General features: G+C 68.9%; 17 protein-coding genes. 3 read left to right on the top strand and 14 right to left on the bottom strand.

The genetic code is table 11. The features are described 5' to 3' along the window. Positions 1-6 precede the first annotated feature (6 nt). From ABD298_RS00655 to ABD298_RS00620, 8 genes are read right to left on the bottom strand one after another with little or no spacing between them, the layout of a single operon-like run. Positions 7-912, bottom strand: a complete 906-nt coding sequence (locus tag ABD298_RS00655) for an aldose 1-epimerase family protein (RefSeq protein WP_344297482.1) — start codon at positions 910-912, stop codon at positions 7-9. Further along, positions 909-2,075 (bottom strand): Gfo/Idh/MocA family protein, encoded by a 1,167-nt coding sequence (locus tag ABD298_RS00650; RefSeq protein ID WP_344297480.1) that lies wholly within the window; start codon positions 2,073-2,075, stop codon positions 909-911. Before ABD298_RS00650 ends, ABD298_RS00655 begins: the two co-directional genes overlap by 4 nt. Then, positions 2,060-2,755 (bottom strand): ThuA domain-containing protein, encoded by a 696-nt coding sequence (locus ABD298_RS00645; RefSeq protein ID WP_344297478.1) that lies wholly within the window; start codon positions 2,753-2,755, stop codon positions 2,060-2,062. The genes ABD298_RS00650 and ABD298_RS00645 overlap by 16 nt, the downstream gene beginning before the upstream one ends. Then, a complete protein-coding gene (locus ABD298_RS00640) occupies positions 2,756-3,769 on the bottom strand; it encodes a sugar phosphate isomerase/epimerase family protein (protein ID WP_344297476.1) in 1,014 nt (337 codons plus the stop codon). It abuts the gene before it with no gap. 2 nt (positions 3,770-3,771) lie between these two features. Then, positions 3,772-4,956, bottom strand: a complete 1,185-nt coding sequence (locus ABD298_RS00635; RefSeq protein ID WP_344297577.1) for a Gfo/Idh/MocA family protein — start codon at positions 4,954-4,956, stop codon at positions 3,772-3,774. 29 nt (positions 4,957-4,985) lie between these two features. Then, positions 4,986-5,888, bottom strand: coding sequence for a carbohydrate ABC transporter permease (locus tag ABD298_RS00630; RefSeq protein WP_344297474.1), 903 nt, complete (start codon positions 5,886-5,888; stop codon positions 4,986-4,988). Continuing rightward, positions 5,888-6,790, bottom strand: a complete 903-nt coding sequence (locus tag ABD298_RS00625; protein WP_344297472.1) for a carbohydrate ABC transporter permease — start codon at positions 6,788-6,790, stop codon at positions 5,888-5,890. Before ABD298_RS00625 ends, ABD298_RS00630 begins: the two co-directional genes overlap by 1 nt. A 9-nt stretch (positions 6,791-6,799) precedes the next feature. Then, positions 6,800-8,119 carry an extracellular solute-binding protein gene (locus ABD298_RS00620; RefSeq protein ID WP_344297470.1) on the bottom strand — a complete coding sequence of 440 codons (1,320 nt, stop codon included), beginning with the start codon at positions 8,117-8,119 and terminating at the stop codon, positions 6,800-6,802. A 219-nt stretch (positions 8,120-8,338) separates the two neighbouring features. On the opposite strand from ABD298_RS00620, the gene ABD298_RS00615 reads away from it, so the two are divergent. After that, on the top strand, positions 8,339-9,445 hold the full coding sequence (locus ABD298_RS00615; RefSeq protein WP_344297468.1) for a LacI family DNA-binding transcriptional regulator: 1,107 nt from the start codon (positions 8,339-8,341) through the stop codon (positions 9,443-9,445). On the opposite strand, the gene ABD298_RS00610 is transcribed toward ABD298_RS00615, so the two are convergent. The 4 genes from ABD298_RS00610 to ABD298_RS00595 form a co-directional block, all read right to left on the bottom strand. After that, positions 9,406-10,395, bottom strand: a complete 990-nt coding sequence (locus ABD298_RS00610; RefSeq protein WP_344297466.1) for an Lrp/AsnC family transcriptional regulator — start codon at positions 10,393-10,395, stop codon at positions 9,406-9,408. The genes ABD298_RS00615 and ABD298_RS00610 overlap by 40 nt on opposite strands. Before the next feature lie 67 nt (positions 10,396-10,462). Continuing rightward, complete coding sequence (locus ABD298_RS00605; RefSeq protein ID WP_344297464.1) at positions 10,463-11,707, bottom strand: amidohydrolase; 1,245 nt, start codon at positions 11,705-11,707, stop codon at positions 10,463-10,465. Between the two features lie 69 nt (positions 11,708-11,776). Further along, a complete protein-coding gene (locus tag ABD298_RS00600; protein ID WP_344297462.1) occupies positions 11,777-12,511 on the bottom strand; it encodes a hypothetical protein in 735 nt (244 codons plus the stop codon). A 16-nt stretch (positions 12,512-12,527) separates the two neighbouring features. Further along, positions 12,528-13,262, bottom strand: coding sequence for a DUF5058 family protein (locus ABD298_RS00595; protein ID WP_344297460.1), 735 nt, complete (start codon positions 13,260-13,262; stop codon positions 12,528-12,530). A 193-nt stretch (positions 13,263-13,455) separates the two neighbouring features. On the opposite strand from ABD298_RS00595, the gene ABD298_RS00590 reads away from it, so the two are divergent. Beyond that, on the top strand, positions 13,456-13,812 hold the full coding sequence (locus ABD298_RS00590) for a non-heme iron oxygenase ferredoxin subunit (protein ID WP_344297458.1): 357 nt from the start codon (positions 13,456-13,458) through the stop codon (positions 13,810-13,812). Between the two features lie 35 nt (positions 13,813-13,847). Here the strand turns inward: ABD298_RS00590 and ABD298_RS00585 are convergent, their stop codons facing one another. Beyond that, complete coding sequence (locus tag ABD298_RS00585; RefSeq protein ID WP_344297456.1) at positions 13,848-14,660, bottom strand: IclR family transcriptional regulator; 813 nt, start codon at positions 14,658-14,660, stop codon at positions 13,848-13,850. Positions 14,661-14,709: 49 nt separating this feature from the next. Here ABD298_RS00585 and ABD298_RS00580 point away from each other — a divergent pair, with 49 nt between their 5' ends. Continuing rightward, positions 14,710-16,050, top strand: a complete 1,341-nt coding sequence (locus tag ABD298_RS00580; protein ID WP_344297454.1) for an MFS transporter — start codon at positions 14,710-14,712, stop codon at positions 16,048-16,050. 73 nt (positions 16,051-16,123) lie between these two features. On the opposite strand, the gene ABD298_RS00575 is transcribed toward ABD298_RS00580, so the two are convergent. Next, complete coding sequence (locus ABD298_RS00575; protein ID WP_344297452.1) at positions 16,124-16,552, bottom strand: DUF3151 domain-containing protein; 429 nt, start codon at positions 16,550-16,552, stop codon at positions 16,124-16,126. Positions 16,553-16,563 lie beyond the last annotated feature (11 nt).

Below are 16,563 nucleotides of genomic sequence, written 5' to 3'. Positions count from 1 at the left end.
AGACCGTCACCCCTCGAGTGCGTGGATCCGCCACCGCGCGCTGTGCTCCTCGCCGGGCGCGAGCCACACGAGGTCGGTTCCGCTCGCGAAGGCGTTGGGCGGGCAGGTCATCGGCTCGACGGCGACTCCGAGACGGCTCGGCGCGGGCGCAGGCCTGTCCGCCGTGTGGACCTGCACCCACGGGCACCCGGCATCCCACTCCATGACGACTCCGCTCCCCGAGGGATCCCGCACGACCGCCCTGGCCACCCCCTGATCGAAGCGGAGGCGGGTGAAGGCGTGGTCGATCTCTGTCTGCCCGATGGTGCGGGGCTCCCGAAAGTCGAACTCGTGCCCCTCCACGGTGCGCGTGCCGAGCGGCAGGAGCCTGTCGGGGGTGACCTCGAGGAAGGCCTCCGCGGGGATCTGGAGCTCCCACGAGTCCAGCGGCGAGGGTCCGGCCACGAGATAGGGGTGGGGGCACACGCCGTACGGCGCGCGCCCCTCCCCCACATTCGCCGCCCGCACGGACCAGTCCAGGCCGCCGGCGCTGAGCGCGTACCGCACCTCGAGCCGCAGCCTGAAGGGGTAGCCCTCGCTCGGGCCGAGGTCGAGCGCGAAGGCGACCGCGACGCCGTCGTGCGCGACGAGGTCCCACTCCCGCGCCAAGGCGAGGCCGTGCAGGGCGCAGCCGCGCTCGGGTTCGGTGACAGGGACGGCGAGGTCGCGACCGCCCGCCCTGTACCGCCCGTCGGCGAGGCGATTGGGCCAGGGGGCGGCGACGATGCCACGGAAGGCCGGGATCGGCGCACCGGGCTCGAAGGGCACCACAAGGTCACTCCCCCGGTAGGTCAGGGAGGCGAGGGCGCCGGCCGTGCCGGTGACGGTGGCGGCATAGTCACCGGCACGGAGTGCGGCGCTCACCCCGCTCATGCGGAGAGCGAGCCTTCACGCGCCCGGTCGGCCAGGTCTTCCAGCACGACGGCGCGCGGCCGCTCTGCGCGGCTCGTCACCTGCACCGCGCGCCCTGTGCGGGCGGACTCGAGCAGCGATTCCATGACATCGAGCGCGTGGTAGGCAAGCGTTCCCCCAGCCCGGGGCTCCTCGACAGCCCCGCCCGCAAGGGTTCGGGCGAGGTCTGCGATGCCATAGCCACGGCCTGAATCGAGGTAGCCCGCAGTGGTATCGAGCGTCTCCCAGTCGTCCCCGCCGAGCCTGAACAGCTGCGTGTCGCCGTCGAAGTGGTTCGGGTCCGGCACGGCGAGCGTCCCCAGGGACCCGTGCACCTCGATGTTCGGCGACTTGGTCTTGACGGCGTCGAAGCTCATGACGAGCGTCGACAGTGCCCCGGACTCGTGCACCAGGACGCCCGTGACGTGCGTGTCGGTGGTGACGGGGATCCTCTCTCCAGCGCGTTGGCCGGAGCCGATCACGCGCTCCGCGCGGGTGTGGCTCGCCGCGCCGATCACCGAGGCAACCGGTCCCAGCAGTGTGACCAGGGCGCTCACGTAGTACGGACCCATGTCCAGCAGGGGGCCGCCGCCGGGCACGTAGTAGAAATCGGGGTTCGGATGCCAGCGTTCGTGGCCCGGGGTGACCATGGTCGCGGTGGCGGCGACCGGTTCGCCGATGAGGCCGTCGTCGATCGCCTTCCTGGCAGTCTGGATTCCCGTGCCGAGAACGGTGTCGGGCGCGCAGCCTACGACAACGCCCGCCTCCCGCGCGGCCTCCAAGACCTCCCGGGCTTCCCGGGTCGTCGCCGCCAGCGGCTTCTCGCCGTACACGTGCTTGCCCGCAGCAATCGCGGCCAGCGCGACCTCGGCGTGGGCCGCCGGGACCGTGAGGTTGAGGACGAGGTCCACGTCGCCGGCCGCGAGGAGCTCGTCCACACCGAGGGCGCGCACGCCGTCTCCGTACTCCCGCGCCACGTCCTGCGCGCGTGAGGCGTCGATGTCGGCCACTGCGACGAGCCGGACGTCCGGCAACCGGCGGAAGCTTTCGAGATACTGGCCCACGATCTTCCCGCAGCCGACGATGCCGATGTTCAGCGGCGTCCCGACCGCGCCCGGTCCTTCTGTTCCTACCGGCTTGCCCACAGCAGGCCCCTTTCGATGATGGTGCGGACGTTGGGGTCCTGGAGGACCTCGACCCGGTGGCCGGGCGTGCAGACGAAGATGCGCCCGTCCCCCCACTCGCGCGTCCAGATGGCGGGTGACGTGACCTCGCGGTGCCACGGGTCCCACGCGCGGACCTTCTGGGTGGTCGTGGCGAGGACGTCGATGTAGTCGTCGGCGAGGACCCAGTACTGCTCGGTCACGAGGTCGAAGTCCGAGATGCCGCGGGTGATCGGATGGTCGCTGGCTGCCGGGAGCATGTTGACGGTGTAGGGAACGTAGTTGTCTGCCTGCTCGCCGGTACGCTCGTCGGGGTGCTTTCCCGGGTGGCAGGCGAACTGGCCGCCGATCAGGTGCAGGTAGTCGGAGGTGTTGCGGTACGAGTCTGCGATTCCCCCGTGCCAGCCAGCCAGACCGGTCCCGTTCTCGACGGCGGCCCGGAGGCCCTCGAACTCGTCCTTCTCGATCGTGGACATCGTCATGCACTGCATCACGAGGTCGACGGTGGCCATGTACTCGACATCGGCGTAGACCTTGGGTGATTCCTCGATCCGCACCTCGTAGCCGTTCGACTTCAGGTGCGGGATGAAGAGGTCCGTGGCCTCGACGGGCTGGTGCCCGTCCCAGCCTCCGCGCACCACGAGCGCGTTCTTGGTGGTCATCTAGTGGTTTCCTTTGCTGCTGAAGGCGGCGTCGAATGCCGCCGCGGGCGGGGCGATCTCGGCCAGGCCGCGCACCAGGGCCAGTGCCTGCGGCGCCCCGACGAGGCGGTCCATGCCGGCGTCTTCCCATTCGATGCTCGTCGGCCCCTCGTACCCGATGGCGTTGAGGGTGCGGAAGATCGGCTCCCACTGCACGTGCCCGTGGCCGGCGGTGACAAAGTCCCACCCGCGGCGGGGGTCCGCCCACGCCAGATGAGAGCCGAGCCGGCCGTTGCGGCCGTTGAGCTGGCGGACGGACTCCTTGACGTGGACGTGGAAGATCTTCTCGCCGAAGTCCTGCAGGAACATGACCGGATCGAGGTCCTGCCAGATGAAGTGCGAGGGATCGAAGTTGAGTCCGAAGGACTCCCGGTGACCGATGGCCTCGAGCGTGCGCCTGGCAGTCCAGTAGTCGTACGCGATCTCGGACGGGTGCACCTCGAGGGCGAATCTGACGCCGACCTCATCGAAGACGTCCATGATGGGGTTCCACCGGTCGGCGAAGTCCTGGTACCCAGCCTCGATCATTCCGTCCGGAACGGGCGGGAACATCGCCACGGCCTTCCAGATCGAGGATCCCGTGAACCCGGTGACGGTCTCGACCCCGAGGCGGGCAGCAGCGCGCGCGGTGGCCTTCATGGCCTCCGCCGCGCGCTGGCGCACGCCTTCCGGGTCTCCGTCGCCCCACACATCGTCGGGGAGGATTCCGCGATGCCGCTCGTCGATGGGGTCGTCGCACACGGCCTGGCCGGTGAGGTGGTTCGCAATGGCGAAGACCCGCAGCTCGTGCTTCTCGAGGATGTCGAGCCGGCCCTGCAGGTATGCGTCGTCCTCAGCGGCACGCACGGGGTCGAGATGGTCACCCCAGCAGGCGATCTCGAGCCCGTCGAACCCCCACTCCCCCGCAAGCCGCGCGACTTCCTCGAACGGCAGGTCGGCCCATTGGCCGGTGAACAGCGTGATCGGTCGTGCCATGGTCAGGCTCCTTCCACCTTGGTCCAGCGGCTCTCGTCCGCGGCGCTCGCTTCGACGGCTTCCAGGACGCGCTGGACCTGGAGCGCGTCGGCGAACGACGGCGCGGGCTGCTTCCCTGCCGCGATCGCCTCAATGAGGTCCACCGCCTGATGGGTGAACGCGTGCTCGTAGCCGAGGCCGTGGCCCACAGGCCACCAGTGCCCGGTGTACGGATGCTCGGGCTCGGTGACCTGGATCTTCCGGAACCCGGCGTTCGGCTCGTCGGCTGCGTCGTAGAACCACAGGGAGTTCATGTCCTCGAAGTCGAACGCGAGCGAGGCCTTCGAGCCGTTGAGCTCGAGCCGCATCGCGTTCTTCCGGCCGAGGGCGAACCTCGTCGCCTCGAAGACGCCGATCGGGCCCGACGGTCCGGCACCCCCTGCTGAACGGGCGCCGCCGTCGAACCGGGCGCTGAAGACTGCGGCATCGTCGACCGTCACTGCACCCTTCGGGCCCTCGGCGCCGCCGTGTCCGCCCAGCCCGACGAAGTCGCCGCCCACCGGCCGCTCCTTGACGAACGTCTCCAGCAGCGCCGAGACCCCGGTGATGTTCTGCCCGGAAATCCACTGCGCGGCGTCGATGACGTGGGCGCCGATGTCTCCGAGCGAGCCCGAGCCGGACTTCGATTTGTCGAGCCGCCACGTCAGCGGCGCGTTCTCGTCCGTGAGCCAGTCCTGCAGATACTGGGCGCGTACGTGGCGGAGAGGGCCCAACGCCCCCTCGTCCACCAGCCTCTTGGCGAGAGAGAGGGCGGGGGTGCGGCGGTAGGAGAACCCGCACATTGCGAAGACCCCGCGGGATGCGGCGGCGTCCGCAGCCGCCGTCATCCGTTCCGCCTCCGCCACCGAGTTCGCAAGCGGCTTCTCGCACAGGACGTGCTTGCCGGCCTCGAGCGCGGCGATCGCGATCTCCTCATGGGTGTCGCCAGGGCTGCAGATGTCGACGAGGTCGATGTCGTCGCGCTCGATCAGTCGGCGCCAGTCGGTCTCGGCAGACTGCCAGCCGAGCTTCTCCGCGGCTTCCGCGACCCGGGCCGGGTCACGCCCAGCCACCGCAGCCATCGCGGGGGCCATCGGGAGGTCGAAGAACCGTGGTGCAGTCCGCCATGCCTGCGAGTGGGCCGCACCCATGAAGGCATAGCCCACCATCCCCACGCGCAGGGGCCTCGGCAGCCCGCTCACTTGCTGAATCCAGCCGTGAGGCCACTGAGCAGCTGGCGGCGGGCAACGACATAGAGGACCAGGAGCGGGAGCGTCGCGAGAACCACCGAGGCCAGCACGGCCGGGATGTTGGCCGTGAACTCACCCTGGAAGGTCCACAGGGACAGGGGCAGGACCCGCGTGGAGGGGCTCTGGGTCAGGATGAGCGGGAAGAGGAAGCCGTTCCACACGTGGAGCGCGTCGTAGATGCCCACCGTCACCACTGCGGGCTTCACCAGTGGGAACGCGAGCCGCCACATCATCGTCCAGTCGCTGCACCCGTCGAGCCGCATCGATTCGAACAGCTCGTTCGGGACGTCCCGCATGAAGTTCGCGAGGATCAGGACCGAGATCGGGATGGCGAAGGCGATCGAGGGCAGCATGAGCGCCAGCAGGGTGTCGTACATGTGGGCTCTCGTGATCATCCAGTAGATCGGGATGATCGTGGCGTGCAGTGGGATGGCCAGGCCCAGCAGGAACAGCTTGTTCGTGATGTTCAGGAACAGGCCCCTGCCCCGCACGATCGCGTAGGCGGCCATGAACGAGACGAACAGGGTCGGGACGACACTGCCGATGGTCACGATGAGGCTGTTGGCAAAGTACTGGACGAAGTTGTTCTCGAGCACCAGCTGGTAGTTCGCCAGGGTCGGCTCGGAGGGCGGGGCCATCGGGTTGGTGGTGAAGAAGCCGGCCTGGTCCTTCAGGCTCGTGATCACCACGTAGTAGATGGGCAGGATGATGATCGCGAGCCAGATCCATCCGCCGAGCCCGCCGAGGAGGTTGGGCCGGGACCTGCCAGGGCCCTTGATGGGAGTGGCTGCGCGCTCACGACGCCGCGCGGGCGCCACCGGGGGGACAGGGAGTTGGGTGGTAGAAGCCATCAGGCACCTTCCAATTGGCTCGCATTGGCGTTCTTGCCCCCGAGGCGCTGCAGGAGCAGCGCCAGGGCCAGTCCGATGACGACGAGGATGACGCCCAGGGCGCTGGCCGCCCCCATGTCATTGGCCTTGAAGCCGGTCAGGTACATGTGCAGGGGCAGGAGACGGGTCGAGTAGCCGGGGCCACCCGCCGTGAGGACGAACACGAGGTCGAAGTACGCGAGGGAGCCGAGCACCATCAGCGTCGAGGAGGTGATGATGGTGTACTTCAGCTGCGGCAGGGTGATGTGGAGGAACTGCTTCACCCGCCCAGCGCCGTCGATCTGCGCAGCCTCGTAGAACGAGACGGGGATCTGCCGGACACCGCCCTGGTAGATCAGCGTGTGGAACGGCACGAACTGCCACGCGATGACGAAGACGACGACGAAGAGGACCAGGTCCGAGTTGCCCAGCCAGTCCTGCGCGAGGGCGGGGATGCCAAACCCGGGCCCGACGCCGAAGTTCGGGTCGAGCAGTGCCTTGTAGGCGATGGCGACTGCCGCCGAGGAGAGCAGGAGCGGCACGAAGTAGAGCACCGCGAGGGCAGCGCGGTACTTCTGGACGCCCGCCGTGAAGACGCCGAGCAGGAGGCTGATGGGTGCCTGGACGATGAAGGAGAAGAGCATGATCTTCGCCGTCACCCAGAGCGCGTTCAGCGTGAGCTCGTCGGTGAGGACGCGGGTCCAGCTGGACACGCCGTCGAACGTGATCTCGCTCAGGCCGTCCCAGCGGGTGAAGCTCAGGGCGAGGACTCCGATGAGCGGGAGGATGGCGAAGACCAGGAAGAACACGAGGGCCGGAACGGCCAGCCACCCCGACGGGCCCTTCTCACGGGCCCGTCGGGAGGCGGTGGTTGTCAGAGCCACGTGGAGCTCCTATTTGCCGATCGTTGCGTTCATCGACGAGACGAACTGCTCGGGGGTGATCTTCTTCAGGAAGATCTGGTCGAGATTGGAGAGCATCGCGTCGCCCTGGGCCGGGCTCAGCGCCTGGTCCCATGAGAGCGTGAAGCTGGGCGCTTCCTTCGCCATGCCGTAGACGAAGGTCAGGAAGTCCTTGTCGGGCGAGGCCTCGAGCTTGCTCTCGATCCCCTTGATCACCGGGACGGCGCCCGAGTTGATGAGGTCCTGGGTGTTCTCATCGTTGAACATGCCGTCCTTGATGTAGTCTTGCGCAGTCTTCTTCTGTGCGTCCGTGGCCTTGGATGACACCGACCAGAAGTTGGAGGCGTTGCCAACGATGTCCTTGGGGTCCCCGGCGCCGCCCGAAACCGTCGGGAAGGCCGTGAAGCCGAGCTTGCCGCTCTTGACGAAGTCGGCGGCGTCCTTCTTCATGCCCTGGTAGATCCAGCCGCCCTGGAGGATCATCGCCGCCTTGCCGGTGTACAGCAGGGCCTGGTCGGCGCTGCTGTCCGCCGCAATGGAGGAGAAGCCGTTGACGAAGCCGCCTGCGTCCACGAGCTGCTGGATCTTGGTGAGGGCTTCGGTGACTGCGGGGTGCGACCAGGCGTTGGGCTTGTTGGCTGCGATGTCGGCGAAGACCTGGGGGCCGCCGATGCGCTCGACGAGGTACTCGAGCCACATGAGGTCAGGCCACTTCGACTGGCCGCCGAGGGAGAAGGGAGCGATCCCGGCGTCCTTGAACTTCGGCACAAGGGCCATCAGCTCATCCCACGTCCTGGGCGGCTCCGCGCCCACCTTCGCGAACACGTCCTTGTTGAAGTAGAGGACGACCGGCTGCGTGTTGTTGTTCGGCACGGCATAGGTCTTGCCGTTGACCTGGCCGTTCTTGAGCACGGAAGGCAGGTAGCGGTCCCTCACCTGCGGGTTCTGGTCGAGGAAGCCGGTGAGGTCCTCGACCTGGCCGGCATCCACGTAGGACTTCAGCACGCCGCCGCCCCAGCCGTAGATGAAGGTGGGACCCTGGCCGGCGCCGACGGCCGTGCGCACCTTGGTCTTGTAAGCGTCGTTGGCGAAGAAGTCGAGCTTGATGGTCTCGTTGCTGTGCGCCTTGTTCCACGAGTCCACAGACTTCTGCAGGGAGGCCTGGTTGCCACCCGTGAGGCCCCACATCGTCGCGGCGTCGGCGCCGGCCGATCCGCCGCCCGGGCCGGCCGAGCCGCATGCGGCGAGGGACAGGGCAAGTGCTCCGGCGGAGAGGGCCGTTGCGGCCGTGCGCAGTTTCCGAATGTTCATGGTCTTCCGTTTCATCCTCGAGGGTCCTCACTGACCGCAAGGCTTCGAAAAGTTTCGAATTACTTTCGGCGTGCATTGCCACGCTAAGGGGTGACGTGTGTCACGGTCAACGGGAAGAAGGGAAAAAGTTCAGGATCTATACGAAAGGCCGGTTGACCCGGCGGCCTTCTCCTCCCAGACTGGACTCAACGAAAACTTTCGAAAGATTGGGGCAGGCCCATGGCAACCGCGACGAGGACGGCGACCAAGGCCAAGTCCACTCTGGCGGAAGTCGCCCGTCTCGCCGGGGTCTCGGCGCCCACCGTCTCCAAGGTGGTCAACGGCCGTGGTGACGTGGCTCCCGAGACGAGGGAGAAGGTCCTGGCCGCGCTCGCCAAGGTGGGGTATTCGTCACCGGGCCAGCGCCGGGTTGCAGCGCCCGGACCGGATGTGGTCGAAGTGGCCTTCGACGCGCTCACGTCGGCCTACACCACGGACGTCCTCACCGGGATCCTCGACTACGCCGCCGTCGCAGGCGTCGAGGTGATGGTGAGCGTGACCGGCGGGACGTCCGGCGCGGGGCTCGGCCCTGAGCGCCGCGCCCAGAGGATGCTCGACCAGGGACGGGCTGGCCTGATCGTCGTGACCTCGGCCTTCAGTGAGGCGCAGCTGTCGGCCTTCCGCCGGCACGGCATCCCGGTCGTCGTCATCGACCCGCAGAACCCGCCGCCGTCGGACGTGGTGAGCGTCGGTGCCACGAACTGGGCCGGCGGCAAGGCCGCGGCAGAGCATCTGGTGGCGCTGGGGCACGAGAGGATCGGGTACCTCGGCGGCCCTGAAGGCGCAGAGTGCAACCAGGCCCGCCTGCACGGCTACATGTCGGTTCTCATGTCCCACGGAATCGCTGTGAAGCCGGAGCGCATCGTGCATGGAAAATTCCGCAGCGAGCACGGCATCGAGGGTCTCAAGCGGCTGCTGTCCCTTTCCGAACCGCCTACAGCGATCTTCGCTGCAAGCGACAGCATCGCCGTCGGCGTGCTGCGGGAGGCCCGCCGTCAGGGCATCCGAGTGCCCGAGGACCTGAGCCTCGTGGGCTTCGACGGCACGGCGCAGGCAGAGGACTCGGTGCCAGCGCTCACCTCGGTTTCGCAGCCGCTCCAGGAGATGGGGCGGTCTGCACTCCGCTCCGTCCTGCGCCAGGCCCATGGGGAGCCGCTCGACTCCCATCGGGTCGAGCTCGCGACGGAGCTCGTGGTGCGCGAGTCCACTGCGCCCCCTGCCGCACCCGATCCGTCGCGGATCAGCCGTCAGTCAGCGTCCAGCGACGGGAGCCGGCCGTCCACATAGGCGACGGTGCTGCGCTTGAAGATCTCCGCGTAGAGCGAGACGTCCACGCCGGTGACTCCCGGCTGCGCTTCGATGTCCTCGACGACGGAGCGGAGCTCGACGACGGAGCGGACCGCGCTCTGGACGAGCAGGCGCCCCGAGACGTTCGCGGCCCAGCGGGTGCTGGGCAGGTCTGCGACGTAGGCGCCTGTCTGGTCAAGGCTCGCCGCGGAGGTGTGCACGGTCAGGAAAGCCTCGAAGGGGTAGCCGATCGAGGACGGGTCCAATACCGCGCGGACGTACACGCCCCCCGAGGCGATGAGTGCCTCAAGCCGCCGGCTCGCGGTCGCCTTCGAGACGGAAAGGCCGGCGGCGAGTTCCTCGATGGTGGCCCGGCCGTTGGTCCTCAGGAGGTTCACGAGGGCCTGGTTCGGCTCGTCGAGGCGGGGCATGCCGAGATCCTCGTAGAGCGTGACGTACTGGGGGAGCTCGGAAGGGCTGAGCGCGTCATACTGCTCACGCGTGAGCAGGTCGGGACGCCAGCCGGAGACGGTGCGGTAGTACTCGAAGATGGGCTCCAGGGAGACGTCCCGCACACCTTCCAGCGCGGCGAGGTCGCGGTACAGCAGCGGCCCGATCTCCTCCTGCCCCGCGAAGAGCTCCACGATGCACTCGCTGGCGCCGGCGAGGGCGCTGACCCAGTGGGTCTCGGGGCGGTCCGCGAGCCACGCGCCGACGCCCCGCAGCGCTCCAGGCGCCGCCGCCACCCGGAGCATGTAGAGGTCCACAGGCGCCAGCGCGGCCGGGTTCGGGAAGGACTGGACCCGCACGACGCCGGATGCCAGCAGGCGGTTCCCCCGGCGGGCAACGGTCCGCTCCTGCTGGCCGAGGACCTCGGCGACCAGCCGCCATGGCGCCCTGCCGTTGCGGATGAGTGCCGCCACTATCTGTCGGTCGAGGTCGTCGAGCATGGCCCCATCCTGTCAGGAAGCGGGAGTGGGGGGGGNTGGCGCCGTCGTGCGCCCCGGTGGGGTGGGGCTACCGTCCGAGGTAGGCGAGCAGACCGGTGAGTGCGGCGCCGGTGCCGTTGACGACCGCGAGCTCGGCATCCGGGGCGAACTGCGGCGAGTGGTTCCCGGCCGGGGTGCGGCCGTCGGTGAACTCGTCCGCGGGGAAGGCCCCGAAGGACCAGAAGACGCCGGGCACGCCGATGGCGTCACTGAGCCAGCCCGCGTCCTCGGAGCCCATGCCGATGGGCTGCTCCTTCACGGCGTCCTTGCCGAAGCCGGCGCGCAGCGCGGCGGCCACGCGGGCGGCGTGCTCCTCGTCGTTGAACAGGCGCGGGAACTTGTTGATCTCCACGATTGCCGGCTCGTCGATGCCCGAGGCGAGTGCCTCACCGGAGATGATGCGCCGGATCGCGGACAGGACCCGCTCGCGGGTGTCCTCGTCCGGAGTGCGCACATTGAGGCTGAATTCGGCGGTCTCCGGGATGATGTTCTCCTTCAGCCCGGCATGGAAGGTGCCGACGGTGACGACGGCGGGCGTGGTCGGCGGGAGCTCCCGCGAGACGATGGTCTGGAGGCGCAGCACCATCGAGGACGCGGCGACGATCGGATCGAGCGACTTCTCCGGCTGGGAGCCGTGCGCCTGGCGGCCGCGCACCGTGACCCGCCACGAGTCGGCGAGGCTGGCCATGTTGCCTCCCCGGAGCCAGAACGTCCCTGCCTCCTGCGGCATGACGTGCTGGGCGAGCACGATCTCGGGCCGCGGCGCGCGGTCCCACAGCCCGTCGTCGACCATTTCCTTGGCGCCCCATGCGGTCTCCTCGCCGGGCTGGAAGATCAGCACGAGGGTTCCGGCCCACTCGTCGGGGCGTTCCGTGAGGTACTGGGCGGCGGCGAGCGCCGCGGTGATGTGGGTGTCATGGCCGCAGCCGTGCATGACCGGCGCTTCGCTCCCGTCCGGCAGGGTGCCGGTGGCGGTGCTCGCATACTCGAGGCCGGTCTCCTCGGCGATCGGCAGGCCGTCCGTGTCGGCGCGGAATCCGACCACGGGGCCGTCGCCGTTGCGCAGGATCCCGACGACGCCGGTGCTCCCGCAGCGGAAGTGCTCGATCCCGAGCGCGGTGAGCCGGTCCTCGATCGACTCGGCGGTCCGGTGCTCGGCCGAGGAGAGCTCAGGCGCGCGGTGGAAGGCCTTGTACAGCGCGATGTGCTCCTCGATGAACGCTTCCGGGACCTCGATCGTGGAGGTCAGGGCAACAGTGGTCGCCTCGGTCATGGTGTTTCCTCTCTGCTTGAAGTCGGTGCGCGGCACAGGCGCGGTGGTGCTGGCGCGGTGGGGCTGGCGTCAGTGCCCGACGGACGACGCTGCAGCGGAGGGCCGACCGTCGGCGGCGCGGGAGCGGGCAAACCACGCGAGGATGATCGTCGCGGCCACGGCCAGGAGGGTCCCGTAGAAGCTCAGGGCCGGAACCAGCGGGATGAGCACGTAGGTGATGAGCGCGGCGACGACCGCTGCGACGATGGTGATCCGCATGTTCTTCATCGTGACCACGGCCTGCACAGTGACCGCGCCGAAGACCGCGGGGAGGATGTAGAGACGGGCGACCGCAACCAGGCCCGGCGGGAGGACGCCCACGAGCCACGTGCCGAGGACCCCGACGAGGATCACGAGGGTGACGATGTGGATGAACGCTGCCCCGATGATGGCGGCTCCGGCGATGAGCTCGGCCCGTCGCGTGCCGGGCTTCTCGTCGAGGTCTGCCTGTGCCACGAGGGCGGAGGGCAGGAGCTTGTTGGCGATGTTGCCGATCATGAAGGCCTGGTACATGGCCGATCGGCCGAGGACGGGGTAGTACGAGATGGGCTCGATGACGGCGATCACGCCGAACGTCGCGACGACAAGGCCGACAGCCGTCCACAGTTCGCCGCCCGTGATGCCGAGGCCGGTGCCGAACGCGGCGAAGAGCGCAGCGCCGAGGGAGATGAGGAAGCCGAGGCCGAGGGTGATCGGACCCCAGATGGACGTGGTGCGGTCGAACTGGGCGAGCCCGCTGAGCCGGGTGTTGGTCTGGGTGGACATGGTTCTCTCCTGGCTCTTACTTGGCGGTCACGAGGTAGGCGATGACGAGGGCGACGAGGATCGCGATCCCGAGACCCCATTCGCGCAGCCACGGCTTCTTGAAGTACTTGGCCCCGAGGAGGCAGAGCCCCATGACTCCCGCTGAGGACAGGAGCGTGACGATGTGGATCGGGGACTTGACCGTCTCGGCGAGTGCCAGCGAGAAGAAGGCGCCGAGGAGCGCGGCGGCGGGCACGATCGTCATGACGGCCGGGTTGACCTTGCGCAGCGTCTTGTCGCCCTTCGACAGGACCGGCGTGAGGACGAGGGCGGTGAGCATCCAGACCAGGCCGCCGAGGGTCATGGCCGCGAAGCCGATCGCGAAGACCTTCTGGGTGTAGGTCGGGCCGCCGAGCTGGGCGTGCTGGCTGCCGGCGGCGATGCCTGCCGCGGCGACGTCGAACGCGGCCGATCCCACGAGGCCGATGCGGGTGAGGACCGCGGGCGTCGAGAAGAGCGGCAGGAGAGAGATCGCCACGAGTGCAACCGCGAGGGACGGTCCGATCGCCGCGATGGCGCCGCGGCGGACGGACCCGGTCACCTGGGCGTTCGTCAGGTTGGCCTCGGGTGCCGCCTTGCGGATGGCCCGCAGGTAGATCACCGACTGGAGGATGATCACGGCGAAGACGCCCGCTGCGGCGATCCACAGGAGCGGGTGGAAGGACACCGGTGTGATGTCGGTGGACCCCGGGTCGACGGCGAGCGGGTGCATGGGACTCCTTGACGGTGATGACCAGAAACCTGCGATGAGGATCTGTGATGTCCAGAACACTGCACTGTGATCTGAGACATTTCTGATTTACTCAATGGAACGGCTTCAAATGTCTGAAGTCAACAGCTTTGCCAAAACTCCCCCGGGGCGTCGCCCTCGTCGCCCGGAGAGCCTGCTCGATAGAGTTGGGCGCATGAGCGAAGGAATCGTGGTCGGCGGCACCGATGAGATCGAAGAGGGCACCGCCAAGGTCGTGGAACCTGAGGAGTCGGGCTTCAGCGAGGCGATCGCCGTCTTCCACGCGGACACGGGCTGCTTCTTCGCGCTCAACGACACGTGCACCCACGAGGAGGCCTCCCTGGCGGAGGGCTGGATCGAGGGCGAGGAGGTCGAGTGCCCGCTCCATTCGTCGAGCTTCAACCTGCGCACGGGCAAGGTGACCTGCCTCCCCGCGACCGAGGACACGCGCACCCACAGGGTCGAGGTCCGCGACGGCCAGGTCGTCCTCTTCCCCGGCACCGACGCCGATCCAGAGGCCTGCGCCAAGTAGCTCCGCGGCAGCCCACTCGTTCCAGTCAGCAGAACTTAGCGCGGCTCGGTGATGCCGGCCTCGTTCAGGGCAGCCGCCACGGCGGCGCAGCACGCACGGAGGGCGTCGCGCGTCGCGGGCTCCTCGAGCACCGAGGCGCGGGAGCGTGGCGTGCTGATCGAGAGCCCGAGCCACGCACGGCGCGGCGACCCTCCGGCGTCGTACTGGAGGACGGCGGCGCCCATCGCCGCGATGTCCGCCTCGGTGCGGCCGATGTTGACGGCAACACCCGTCTCGCGCACGGTCGCGAGCTCCGCCTCGAGCGCACGGAACGCGTCTTCCCCGAGCTGTTCGCCGGACATCCGCGCACCCCGGCCCATGTACAGCTGGCGCAGGGTCCCGAGGTCGAGCGTCGCGAGCATCGCCTTGCCGCCGGAGGAGAGGTTGGCCGGCAGCACCGTGCCTGTCCGGTCGCCCACGCGCAGCAGCTGGCGCGACTCCGCGCTCATCAGGAACCGCACGCTCGTGCCGAATCTGACCATGATGTTGACGGTCTCCCCCACCGTCGCGGCGAGCTCTTCGAGATGCGGCGCCGCCAGGGCGACCACCTCCTGGAGCCGCCCATGCCGCGACGCGCCCGAGAGCACGGGGCCGGCGGTGTAGCGCCGCGCTTCGTCCTGCGCCGCGAAGCCGCGGTAGACGAGCGTCGCGAGGAGCCTGTGCGCGGTCGACGGCGCCACGCCCAGCCGCTCGGCCGCCTCGTTGACTCGGATGGCCCCGCTCTCCTGCAGCAGGAGGATGAGCTGGAGGGCGTTGTCCACGGACTCGATCGCGTAGGCAGGCTTCTTGACGATCTGGAACTTCTGCACAACAGAATTCTATGGCCTGTGTGAGACACGGCACCCCATCCTGAGATGCATGTCCTCTAGCGTTACCACTCCCGCGTCCGGCAACGAGGCCGGCCAGACCCGTCCCGGCTCATCGCCCCGGCGAGGCAATGCCGTCATCGCCGTCATCATCTGCTGGGCCATGGTCGTCTTCGACGGCTATGACCTCATCGTCTACGGCACCGTCCAGAACAACCTCATCGAGTCCACCGGCTGGGGCCTCAACGCCGCCTCCGCCGGCACGATCGGCTCGATGGCGTTCATCGGCATGATGGTCGGCGCGGTCTTCGCCGGCCGGCTGTCGGACACATGGGGACGCCGGAAGGCCATCGTCCTGTGCACCGTCATCTTCTCCGTCGCGACGGTCCTGTGCGCGTTCGCCCCCAACGCCGCCGTCTTCGCCGCGCTGCGACTCGTCGCCGGCCTCGGGCTCGGCGGCCTCGTCCCCTCCGCGAACGCGATGGCGGCGGAGCTCATCCCCTCGAAGTGGCGTGGCTCGATGGCCACCCTCATGATGTCGGGCGTTCCGATCGGCGGCACCGCTGCGGCCCTGCTCGGCCTCTGGATGGTCCCGTCCTTCGGATGGTCGTCGATGTTCCTCGTGGCGATCATCCCGCTTGCGGTGTTCGTTCCGCTGGGCCTCAAGTACTTCCCCGAGACCCTCGGCTCGTCCGCGCACGAGGCCGGCGCCTCCCCCGCCGCTTCGTCCGCACCGTCCGCAGAGCGCACGACGCCGCGCAGCGGCTTCCGCGGTCTCTTCGGCAGCGGCTTCGCGTTCCTCTCGGTCCTGTTCGCGGCGTCGACGCTCTTCACCCTGTTCGCCTGGTACGGCCTGGGGACGCAGCTGCCCAAGATCATGCGCGATTCCGGCTCCGATCTCGGTCCGGCGCTGACCTTCACCATCGCGCTCAACCTCGGCGCCGTCGCCGGGTCGATCATCACGGCGTGGGCCGGTGACAAGTTCGGCACGGTGAAGGTCTCGGTGGTCGCAGCGTTCCTCGCAGGCGCAGCGCTCGTCGCGCTCCTCGTGATGCCGGCATCGAACACGGCCTTTGTCTACGCGGCCCTCGTCATCGCCGGCGTCGGGACCCACGGCACCCAGTCACTCGTCATCGGCGCGATCGCTTCGCACTACCCGAGCGCGCTGCGCGGCACCGCTCTCGGCTGGGCCCTCGGCGTGGGCCGCATCGGCGCCGTGCTCGCACCGCAGCTCTCCGGGCTCATGCTGGCCAGCAAGACGGTTCCCCCGTCGATGAACTTCCTCCTCTTCGGCGGAGCGGCGCTCATCTCCGCCGTGCTCCTGGGCGTCGTCGCCGTCCGCGACTCCCGGCGTCGTGCCGCCGCCGTGGCTGCTCCGGCTCCGGTGGCCTAGCAGCCTGCGTATGAAAAGCGCGTGGCCGGCTTCCTTCGGGGAGCCGGCCACGCGCCGTCGTCCGTTGTGTGCCCTAGCTGCCGGCACCCTCGATCGCGGCTTTCGCCGTGGGGTCGGAGCCCTCGAGGAAGGCAGCAATCCGCTCGGGCTCGCCCTCTTCGCCGATCGCGGAGGCGGCCCGTCCGAGCGCGTAGAGCGCGCGGAGGAACCCGCGGTTCGGCTCGTGCTCCCACGGAACGGGGCCCGCGCCGCGCCAGCCGCTGCGGCGCAGAGCGTCGAGGCCGCGGTGGTAGCCGACTCGGGCGAAGGCGTACGACTCGATCGTGCGGCCCTCGTCCCAGGCCTCCTCCGCGAGGATCGCCCACAGGAGGGACGACTCGGGATGCCTGGCCACCAGGTCGAGGGCCGGCTGGCCGAGGGCGAGTCCTTGGTAGACCTCGTCCTCGGCGGGAAGCCTCGTGGGCTCGGGGCCGAGGAGGTTGGTGCGGAACGTCTCGCTCATCGCTGCCCCTG

Origin of the sequence: Sinomonas flava, from assembly GCF_039531875.1 — a bacterium.
GTDB lineage: Bacteria > Actinomycetota > Actinomycetes > Actinomycetales > Micrococcaceae > Sinomonas > Sinomonas flava.
This window is presented reverse-complemented; position numbering and strand designations above follow the sequence as displayed.

Bases quoted from the DNA above. Each gene is read 5' to 3' on its own strand.
- ABD298_RS00655 (WP_344297482.1), bottom strand. From the start codon at position 912: ATGAGCGGGGTGAGCGCCGCACTCCGTGCCGGTGACTATGCCGCCACC.
- ABD298_RS00645 (WP_344297478.1), bottom strand. From the start codon at position 2,755: ATGACCACCAAGAACGCGCTCGTGGTGCGCGGAGGCTGGGACGGGCAC.
- ABD298_RS00640 (WP_344297476.1), bottom strand. From the start codon at position 3,769: ATGGCACGACCGATCACGCTGTTCACCGGCCAATGGGCCGACCTGCCG.
- ABD298_RS00635 (WP_344297577.1), bottom strand. From the start codon at position 4,956: ATGGTGGGCTATGCCTTCATGGGTGCGGCCCACTCGCAGGCATGGCGG.
- ABD298_RS00630 (WP_344297474.1), bottom strand. From the start codon at position 5,888: ATGGCTTCTACCACCCAACTCCCTGTCCCCCCGGTGGCGCCCGCGCGG.
- ABD298_RS00620 (WP_344297470.1), bottom strand. From the start codon at position 8,119: ATGAACATTCGGAAACTGCGCACGGCCGCAACGGCCCTCTCCGCCGGA.
- ABD298_RS00615 (WP_344297468.1), top strand. From the start codon at position 8,339: ATGGCAACCGCGACGAGGACGGCGACCAAGGCCAAGTCCACTCTGGCG.
- ABD298_RS00610 (WP_344297466.1), bottom strand. From the start codon at position 10,395: ATGCTCGACGACCTCGACCGACAGATAGTGGCGGCACTCATCCGCAAC.
- ABD298_RS00605 (WP_344297464.1), bottom strand. From the start codon at position 11,707: ATGACCGAGGCGACCACTGTTGCCCTGACCTCCACGATCGAGGTCCCG.
- ABD298_RS00600 (WP_344297462.1), bottom strand. From the start codon at position 12,511: ATGTCCACCCAGACCAACACCCGGCTCAGCGGGCTCGCCCAGTTCGAC.
- ABD298_RS00595 (WP_344297460.1), bottom strand. From the start codon at position 13,262: ATGCACCCGCTCGCCGTCGACCCGGGGTCCACCGACATCACACCGGTG.
- ABD298_RS00590 (WP_344297458.1), top strand. From the start codon at position 13,456: ATGAGCGAAGGAATCGTGGTCGGCGGCACCGATGAGATCGAAGAGGGC.
- ABD298_RS00580 (WP_344297454.1), top strand. From the start codon at position 14,710: ATGTCCTCTAGCGTTACCACTCCCGCGTCCGGCAACGAGGCCGGCCAG.
- ABD298_RS00575 (WP_344297452.1), bottom strand. From the start codon at position 16,552: ATGAGCGAGACGTTCCGCACCAACCTCCTCGGCCCCGAGCCCACGAGG.